Below are 278 nucleotides of genomic sequence, written 5' to 3' on the forward strand. Positions count from 1 at the left end.
CGCACTCAGAACTTGCGCCGTTGGCAACGATAATGCCCCATCACCATGAATGCATAAGGTATCGGCATGAATGGCAATTTTCTGTCCCGACAGCGAGATCACCGCTTGCTCTTCAATTAGCATTAAAGCCTGCTGCTCAATTTGCTCAATCGTCGTAAGGCTTGAGCCTGAAACAGAGCGCGGGGTAAGACGTCCGCTGTCGTCATAGGCTCTATCGACAAACGCTTCAAACCAAAGCTGAATACCGTAAGTTGCAGCTAAATCTTGATACCTCCGGT

General features: G+C 49.3%; 1 protein-coding gene. It reads right to left on the bottom strand.

What is annotated here, in order from left to right:
• The coding region (locus GUI70_RS23095; RefSeq protein WP_202630590.1) for a LamB/YcsF family protein at positions 1-278 on the bottom strand (278 nt) is incomplete at both ends.

This window comes from Deinococcus alpinitundrae, from assembly GCF_009982895.1.
Classification (GTDB): domain Bacteria; phylum Deinococcota; class Deinococci; order Deinococcales; family Deinococcaceae; genus Deinococcus; species Deinococcus alpinitundrae.